At 38.1% G+C, this 8,404-nt stretch carries 8 protein-coding genes; 5 read left to right on the top strand and 3 right to left on the bottom strand.

What is annotated here, in order from left to right; genetic code table 11:
- From Aba26S_RS16425 to Aba26S_RS16405, 5 genes are all read left to right on the top strand, one after another.
- On the top strand, positions 1-263 hold a 263-nt coding region (locus tag Aba26S_RS16425), incomplete at its 5' end, for an integrase core domain-containing protein (protein ID WP_043973546.1).
- A gap of 76 nt (positions 264-339) precedes the next feature.
- Entirely contained in the window at positions 340-795 is a 456-nt protein-coding gene (locus Aba26S_RS16420; protein ID WP_227504921.1) for a DUF2726 domain-containing protein, read from the top strand.
- Between the two features lie 111 nt (positions 796-906).
- Positions 907-1,368: an H-NS histone family protein gene (locus Aba26S_RS16415; RefSeq protein ID WP_038350047.1), complete on the top strand. Its 462-nt coding sequence runs from the start codon at positions 907-909 to the stop codon at positions 1,366-1,368.
- Positions 1,369-1,610: 242 nt separating this feature from the next.
- Entirely contained in the window at positions 1,611-1,940 is a 330-nt protein-coding gene (locus tag Aba26S_RS16410; RefSeq protein WP_038350046.1) for a hypothetical protein, read from the top strand.
- Between the two features lie 201 nt (positions 1,941-2,141).
- A complete protein-coding gene (locus Aba26S_RS16405; protein ID WP_038350045.1) occupies positions 2,142-3,950 on the top strand; it encodes a zinc ribbon domain-containing protein in 1,809 nt (602 codons plus the stop codon).
- Positions 3,951-4,031: 81 nt separating this feature from the next.
- On the opposite strand, the gene Aba26S_RS16400 is transcribed toward Aba26S_RS16405, so the two are convergent.
- The 3 genes from Aba26S_RS16400 to Aba26S_RS16390 all read right to left on the bottom strand — a co-directional run bounded on the left by Aba26S_RS16400 (position 4,032) and on the right by Aba26S_RS16390 (position 8,139).
- Positions 4,032-4,265, bottom strand: a complete 234-nt coding sequence (locus Aba26S_RS16400; RefSeq protein WP_005028471.1) for a hypothetical protein — start codon at positions 4,263-4,265, stop codon at positions 4,032-4,034.
- 195 nt (positions 4,266-4,460) lie between these two features.
- Positions 4,461-5,459 (bottom strand): hypothetical protein, encoded by a 999-nt coding sequence (locus tag Aba26S_RS16395; RefSeq protein ID WP_043041428.1) that lies wholly within the window; start codon positions 5,457-5,459, stop codon positions 4,461-4,463.
- A 16-nt stretch (positions 5,460-5,475) separates the two neighbouring features.
- Positions 5,476-8,139, bottom strand: coding sequence for a type IA DNA topoisomerase (locus Aba26S_RS16390; RefSeq protein ID WP_043041427.1), 2,664 nt, complete (start codon positions 8,137-8,139; stop codon positions 5,476-5,478).
- Between the last annotated feature and the right edge of the window lie 265 nt (positions 8,140-8,404).

The raw sequence follows: 8,404 nt of genomic DNA, 5'->3' as shown, positions 1-8,404 counted from the left end.
ATGTATTGAAATCAAATGGCATTCAAATCAGTATGGATGGTAAAGGTCGATGGGTTGATAATGTGATGGTTGAACGATTATGGCGGAGCGTTAAATATGAAGAGGTGTATCTCAAAGCCTACAGCAATGTTTTGGATGCGAAGAAGCAATTAAACGCATATTTTGAATTTTATAATTTGAAACGACCTCATTCGAGTCTGGACAAAATGACTCCAGATGAGTTTTACTATGACCAGCTACCACAACAAAATAAGGTAGCTTAACTAGAGCAGAGTATCACTTATAAATAAGCTTTTAGTTGTTCAAACATGTGGGACCACCTCTTTATTGTTTTATATAGTGTATAAGTTCGTTTTTGCTTTATGTGGCGTATTTCGCAAACCTAAAACTAAAGCCAAAAAGAATTCAAAAAAAGGCTATCGTAAGCCTCAAAAGAATCAGGAGCTTGTATCTAAAAAAGTCCTTACAAAAGACGAGATTACAATGCTTGATGCACTAGAACAGGTCATTCCATCACGCAACATTTTGGTGCAAGTAAGCATGAGTGCTTTTATGACCACGCAAAACATAAGTACCCGAAATCAGTTTTCTAGGCTTTACGTGGACTATTTGATTGTTGATGAAGACTACAATCCTATATTATCTATTGAGCTTGATGGGCATTATCATAAATATACCCAGGATAAAGATAAAAGGCGTGACGAGCTTTTGAAGAGTGCTGGCATTCCTGTCATTAGGTTTAAGGAAATTCCAGACATAAAAGTTATAAGAAAAACCATTTCAAGGTATATTTAGGTATAAATACGATTAACTCTAATTGATTTTAATAATGTAAATGTGTAAAAATGGTTTTGTCGTAAGAGATATTTTGAATTAATTTTCAAATATATTTCTAAAGGTTTAATCATGAACAACTTAACTCGCAATACTGGAACTAATGACATGTTAAATGTATCAAAACCAGAAAATGTTGCTCAAATGTCACCTGTTGAACTTCAGAATTATATTGAAGAACTTCAACAACAACTAGTCGTTAAAGAAAATAAAGCTTTTCACGATGCTGTTAGTGCCATTAATGCAATCATTTCAGAAAAAATTACTGCCGATGGTGTTGTGGACATCCATACACTTAGTGAATATCTAAAAAACAACCACATTGATACCACAAAAGTTGAGCCTGTAAGACGTCAAAAACGTAAGCTTACGCATGAATGGGTTCACCGTGAAAACAACAGCTTACGTTGGGCTGGTCGCGGTCAAGTAATTAAATGGTTACGTGAAGAAATGATTGAAAAGGGTTTAGATCCTTCAGATAAAGAAGCTGTACGTAGTTATTGCGAACAAAATCTAGACCTTAAAGAGATTTAATCTTTAAAACTAGTGAAACCACCGTAAAAGGTGGTTTTTTTTTGCCATTATATAGTGTCGTTAAGCGATACCCTATTCTATTAGCTTTCAGCCGATAACAAGAAAATTTGCAATTGGTATATACTTAAACCGTTTTTATAAAGGTCACGTTATACAACGGACTAGTTTTAGTTAAATTTTGGTATATACATTATAAGTATATGTGACTATACCTTTGCTTATGTTTCGCTGGAGGCGATTAAATGTCATTCAAAACTCTATTATTAACTGGCTTATTATCTGTAGGTTTGGTTTTAGTTGGTTGTAGTAAAAAAGAAGAATCAACATCTCAATCAAAACCTATTCAACCAGATGAACAAATTGACAAAGTAGATCCATCTGCAGACCTACAAGCAGCGCGTGAAGCTTATGTCGATAATGAAAAACCTTCAAAAGTTGAGGGCCACGATTTTGATGCACATCAAAAAACTGCAGAACAAAATCCACCAAAAGAGGACGAGCCAAATGATATGTCTTCTATGCTGAACGCTGCAGCTGCAGATGCTCAAAAACAAGCAGATCAAAACAAATAACAGCACATAAGCTTGGTACATCTTTAAAGGGGATTCGTTATCCCCTTTTTTAATGCGCCTTTAAAATACTTTTTAAATTCCCTTATTAAAACTTAACTAAAACAGTGATTCATTTTAACTAAAAAAACTTTATACCCCACGACTTAGTTATAATTAACCAGTTAAAACGTAATTAGATAAATGCGTTAAGGAGTATTAAAAATGGCATATGAATATAACTCGCAAGATAAGCGGTTTGAATTCCCTAATCCCTACCGAATAGAAAACATTTTTAAAGTGATCGGTGCCATCGTTTTTATGCTGGCTGGCCTAAGCTTAATTTTCAGTGCAAAAGGTCTATTCAGTAACGGTGTATTTGTTGCACTACCACCGCTTATAGTTGGTCTAGCAATGTTCAGTTATGGCGCTCTACTGCTGACCACAGGCTTATCAAACCTAAAGTTCTACTTTGGTCGTGATCAACCAGCCGGACTTGCACAGGAGTTATCCATTCAAGAAACTGGTGCTTATCCTGGTGCAACCGATATTAAAGAGATCCTACGCCAAAGCGCTTTGATTTATGAAGAACCAAAAGGCTCAGTGAACGGGATTCTATATTCACTGTTCCCTAATCTTATTTTTTCGCCATTATTCATCCGTAACGCTGCAGAAGCTCAATTTCAAAATGCGATTGTTTTTCTGATTACCTTAGTGAGTGCTCTAATCGCGTATGTGGGTGCATCACCCAATACAGGTGCTTGGCTTGGGATTGTTTACAACGCCATTATTTTGATTGTTTTATTGCGTCCTATGGCTAATCCGAACTCAGGTGCACAAGAAATTGGTTTATCTAAAGTCATTGGTTTGGTTTTAGTCGCCATTCTTGGACCTGTATTGGTTCCTATCCTTACCCAACATGCAGTTGCACCTATTTGGTTGCCAAGCATGGATAAAGCAATTTTTACGTTAATTGCAGCGCTGATTGCGATTGCGATATTCTTCTTGGCCGTGATTGCTCAAATGGTAAAACAGCCACCACAAGCCAGTGCTGGAGTCGTTCAGGATAGTTTGAGTATGAATTGCCAACCAATGCAGTTGTTTGATGAACTTGAACGCCATCTACAAAAGAATTGGGAAAGTGCTATTCCTAACAGAATCTATTCACGCCAGTTGCCAGTTATCAACTCTCGCAGTAAAAACGGTGCTTTTGAGGGTGAGATCTTAGAAGAAACTCAACCAGTGCCAATCAATACCCTTCGTGATATGACATTGAGCTCATGCTTCAAAGAAGAAAAGTATCGCTGGTTAGCCATCCTCAATAGTTTTGGATTGTTAAGTTTTATTGCTTCAGTCGTATTAATGACTATTTTTGCCAAAGGTCTATATAACGGAAGCTATCTGGATTTTAGCGTCTTCACTTATGGTTTCTTTGGTGTATCGATGTGGATCTTAGGGAAGTTTTGTTTTGAGCACGGTAATTACCTATGGAGCCGTTTTGACTTTGTATCAAAACTAATATGGGTTGAGGCTAAAGGTAGCTATCAATTGTCTCAAATTAACTTTGGCCGTTACCTTGACGACAGCGTGAAATCACAAAAAGAAGTCATCAATGTTGAAACCATGACGTTACGTGTCTGGTACGCTGAAATTAGCACAACGACCTTCGGTAAATATCAAAACCGTGCGATCTTGAGCATGACTGCTTGTACTGATGATGCTGTTGTACTGAAAGAGCATTTAGCCGACTTTGCCAAAAGCCAAAGCATTGTGGTTGCCCCAACGTCTGAAGCAGATATTAACCGCATGTCATCTATGAACCAGATGAATAACGCAATCAATAAAAGCTCACCAAGAACACATGGTACACATCTTGGATTGATGAATAACCCTGAAACGCACAGTCAGGATCTATCAGATCAAGTGCCCGTGGTCATCAAACCGAAAAAGAATATGTTTTGTGTGAAATGTGGTGAACCACTTCAGGACAATATGCTGTTTTGCCCTCAGTGTGGTACCAAAATAGAAAGTTAATCGTTAAAGAAAATAAAGGAATGGATTACGAATGTGGTCCATTTTTTTTTTGACATCAAAAAAATAATTAGAGTTCTAAAATTAAGAGTTTAATTGAGCGTTGACATATTCTTCGACAGAAAATCCCTTTACGCCAGTTTCTATAAGTGCATGCACAAAGTCTGAGAACGTCACTGGAATGTACCCTACTTTGAATAGTGCCTCATTCAACTCTTTGTACTTCAGAAAAACTTCTTCTTTATGTTTTTTCTTCAGCTTAAACGTGGACGGCAAATCTGCCACTTGCAGATCTTGAATTTTGGTTGGGTTGTTCATAGCGTACCCGGTTGCTTAAAAGTTGCGAATTTAAACTATTGTAATGTGAAAATTAAAAAATGCAGAATAAATCTGCATTTTATTGTTTCATTTTTTTAAGATCTATTTGATAAACAGATGCTTAAATTAGTATTCTCAACCAAAAGCCAATTAATAGCGGATTAACCAAAATCAATCCGTTTCTTATTAGTATGTTTAATGTGTTGCTACTGGCGTACCAAATGCATCAGGATGTTGTGGTTGTTCACCACCACTTTGTTGAGCTTGACCAGGTTGACCAGCTGGAGCAGTTGTCTTACGTGCAGCTAAGTCCTTCATGATGTCTTGACAAGACATGCCCCCTGTTTCGTATAAGTTGTACGCAACAGGATCTTTTTTAGGATCTGGCGGTACACACTCCAATTCAGGTTCACTAGCAGTTGCAGAATCGGCATTCATTTTGTCCAGTTCGGTAGTAATCAATGTCAGATCGATGTCACTTGGCGTAATTGGACGACTGCTGATCTGCAAGCGATAAGTCATAGACGGCGTTAGTAGCGCATATAGTTCGCGGATCTGATTGGCCATAAGCGCAGGATTTTTCATTACGATTTTTTGGCATAAGAAAAGGTGCACGTTGTTCGGGCTACAAACACTTCCTTTACGCTGACTTGTTTGTGGGTTTTGGGCATCCACTTTCAAGGGGTAGACTTCAATGTAAACTTCATACGGCGTATCTGGCTGAAATTGGAAGTTCTGCAAACTAGAAACGACAGTTGAATACGGTTCTGACGTATCTTGTGCATGACAGAATACTTGTGGTGCGTTACAGTCAAAGTTACGACTAATACGGTCGATAATTTTATTGCGCTGAGCAGCCAATTTCATACTTTCTTCTTTTACTCGTCTTGCAACTTCACTCTGCAGTCGAGCTTCAAGTTCAACATCGCTTTGTTGTGGACGTTCAACTTCGATGTTTTGATTGCCAAAAATAACCACAGCAAATAACAAAAAGAAAAGAACACCACCGCCAATCAAGATTAGCTTTTTATGCTTAGCAAAAAAGTTTTCATCAATGTTTACTTTTTTGCCCTTCTTTGCTGTCTTGGCTGGCTGTTCAGGCTCACTTACATGTTCATCATCGGGTTGGATTTTGATCGCTTCTTCAGCTTCCTTCCCGATGTTGTCCATATCATCTGGTTCGTGATTACTCATTTATTCACCTATTCAATTATTTACTTGATTTAGCTTTTCTAGAGGTCGATTTAGACTTGGCTTTCTTTTTGCCACGTTGAACTGGCTCACCGTTGTTGTCGTATCCACTTGCACCACAGCTAAAGCAATCCCATTTATACTTACGTTCACCACGTAAATTAAATGCAGACTGAATCATGGTCTGGCCACACTCAAAACACTTGGCTTCGTTGCCAGTGCGAGATTTTGTAAGTTGGGTATCTGGTGATCCATCTGGCAATATGTCGAAATAACGTTTACATGATGCAGCTTCACAACTGTATCGCTCTTCGTAAACACCAGGTTCTTTGCGGTACTTGGTATGTACAAGAGGCTTTTTACAGATACATGGATACTCTGTTTTGGTCACTTGGAATCTTGGCTCGTAGTTAGGACTACCATCAGGGAACACCTCTAATGGACCCGACTTACATTTTTTGCCTTTCAGGTTTGGATTGGATTTTTCACAAGAAAAGAAGTGATACGGCTTACCTGAAGAAGTTGAAATACCTTTTAACTCACGCAACCAACCGCCACACCCTTCAAGCTGACATTTGTATGTATGGTTACGGCGATATTCGTCAAAATCAGGAACCAAGTTACCGCTTTCGTCATTTGTAGAACGGTATGTTTCTTTACAGGTGCCATCTACGAACGCACGTTGAGAGCACTCAAAAAATACAGATTTATCAGTTGTAACCTGAGTCAGTGATTTGCCACATAAACATAAATGAGCAGTTGGCTCACGTACAGTTGGCTTACCCGGTTCATCTTTACCATCAACATTTCTGTTTGGCGCTGAACTTTTGCATGAATTACATGACCAGTAGACCGATGTTGTTTTGTCGCGATTGGTACCGATTTTCGGCAACATGCGTCCGTCATCACAGTTATTACATTTGTAGACAGGGAATGAATCAAGCCAATGTTTTGAGAACTGTCCTAATTCACTTTCAATCCCTAAATGGAACTTTTGGAGTTCTTGTTTGTAATCGGCATCACCAGTAGCGATTAGATCCAGTGTTTCTTCAATTTCTTTGGTGTAAAGCGGATCTGCAAAACTAAACTTACCTCTAATGTTTTGAATCAACTTCAATCCATGCGGTGTAACTTCAATTTTCTTTTTAACAAGCTTGATATAGCCGTGCTTGATTAACCGTTCAAAGATTGATTGGTAAGTACTAGGACGACCAATTCCTTTTTTCTCAAGTAATTTGACCAATGATGGTACGGTGTAGCGTGAACGTGGTTTGGTTTTGGTCGCGATAACTTTACCAGCAATAACATTGTGGTTTTGACCGACTTCAATATCTATAGGTAGCGTATGTTCAGGTTCTTTTTCTGAATCTTCTTCACCGTCCACGTATTCAAGTGCATTTTCATCAATACTGTAGGTCTTTAATAAGCCCAACCAGCCATCTTCTTTTAAGATACGGCTAGAAGCTTTGAATTCAGCATCTTTAGTAATGCTTTCACCATCTACATTGAGAGTGACATCTTTATAGACACCTATAACGGATTTAACTTCGTATTCAGCTGGAGCCATTTGCGATGCAACAGTACGCAACCAGATTAGACGATATAGATCCTTTTGAACTTGGTCCTCACCAGCTTCAAAGGTAAAGAAGTCACTAGGACGAATACATTCATGTGCTTCTTGAGCACCATCGCGAGATTTGGCTTTATTGCCGATAATCGCAATGCCCTCTCTCTCACCAAAAGCTTCTAGAGCTTGCATCCCCTCAGGCGAAATTACAGCAGCATCAGTACGATGGTAAGTGATATAACCACCTTCATATAACTTTTGCGCTGCTTCCATAGTTTGTTTTAGATCCAAACCAAGACGCGCTGCAGCTGCAGCTTGCAGATCAACAGTAATAAACGGCGCTGGAGCACTACGGAAAGATGGCTTAGTTTCAACACTGGTAATGGTTAAGTCTTTTTTATCAATTACGTTTTGTAGACGGGTAATTGAAGCTTTATCTAACCACTGGTTATTGTGCACATCCTTCATTTCAGGATTAAGCCACTTAGAAAAATCCCATTTCGCAGCCCAACCTTGTTTTAGAGTTACTTCAAGATTGTAATGTTCATGTGATTTGAAGTTTTTCAGTAGATCTTCTAAATCACCAAGCACAACGAGTACGGCAGATTGAACACGGCCAACAGGAAATTTGCCTTTTAAAATATTTGAAATTGGCTCATACAAGTAAAAACCAATCATACGGTCAAGGAAACGGCGTGTTTCTTGAGATGCCACCATACCTTGATCCAGCTCTTCACCATTTTGAAGTGCATTAGCGATCGTACTTTTATCAATAGCGTTATATTTGACGCGAATATACTGATCGTCAGATAAGTTCAGGATACGTTTTAAGTGATATGCAATGGCTTCACCTTCACGGTCCAAGTCAGTTGCGAGGAAAACCGTATCTGCATTTTTAGCAGCCTGTCTTAATTCTTGAACAACGCGTGTTTTATTTTGAGATATTTCGTATTTAGGAACAAAGGCTGGATATGAAAAACCGATCTCATGATTAGGTAAATCACATACATGGCCAACTGAAGCGCGTACAACGAATTCGTGCGGATACAGGTCATCCAAGATATGTTGAATTTTTTCGACCTTTCCGGGTGACTCTACTATGAACAAACTACTCATTAAAATTCATCCAATTTTTAACTTTCTTTAGTAATAATTACTGAAGTTAATCTAGTAATGGTTTTAGTATATACAATTTTAAAATGTTTAAATAGGTTTAAGGGTTGATAAACAAACACTTTTAAGGGCTTATTTCTTAATCTTTAGTTGGATGAACATTTCAAGTGGTTAAATTACTTCCTGTTTTCAATATTCTACGCGCAAAAAGACAACAATATTTATCTAAAATTATGGGAAAAAACGGCTTAATTGTTTGAAAATGCAA

The organism is Acinetobacter sp. NBRC 110496 (assembly GCF_000876115.1).
Taxonomy (GTDB): Bacteria; Pseudomonadota; Gammaproteobacteria; order Pseudomonadales; family Moraxellaceae; genus Acinetobacter.
The sequence above is the reverse complement of the archived record's forward strand: the minus strand, read 5'-3'. Positions and strand labels throughout refer to the sequence as shown.

Excerpts from the sequence above, each read along its gene's own strand:
- Aba26S_RS16415 (WP_038350047.1), top strand. The coding sequence starts at position 907 with ATGAACAACTTAACTCGCAATACTGGAACTAATGACATGTTAAATGTA.
- Aba26S_RS16410 (WP_038350046.1), top strand. The coding sequence starts at position 1,611 with ATGTCATTCAAAACTCTATTATTAACTGGCTTATTATCTGTAGGTTTG.
- Aba26S_RS16405 (WP_038350045.1), top strand. The coding sequence starts at position 2,142 with ATGGCATATGAATATAACTCGCAAGATAAGCGGTTTGAATTCCCTAAT.
- Aba26S_RS16400 (WP_005028471.1), bottom strand. The coding sequence starts at position 4,265 with ATGAACAACCCAACCAAAATTCAAGATCTGCAAGTGGCAGATTTGCCG.
- Aba26S_RS16395 (WP_043041428.1), bottom strand. The coding sequence starts at position 5,459 with ATGAGTAATCACGAACCAGATGATATGGACAACATCGGGAAGGAAGCT.
- Aba26S_RS16390 (WP_043041427.1), bottom strand. The coding sequence starts at position 8,139 with ATGAGTAGTTTGTTCATAGTAGAGTCACCCGGAAAGGTCGAAAAAATT.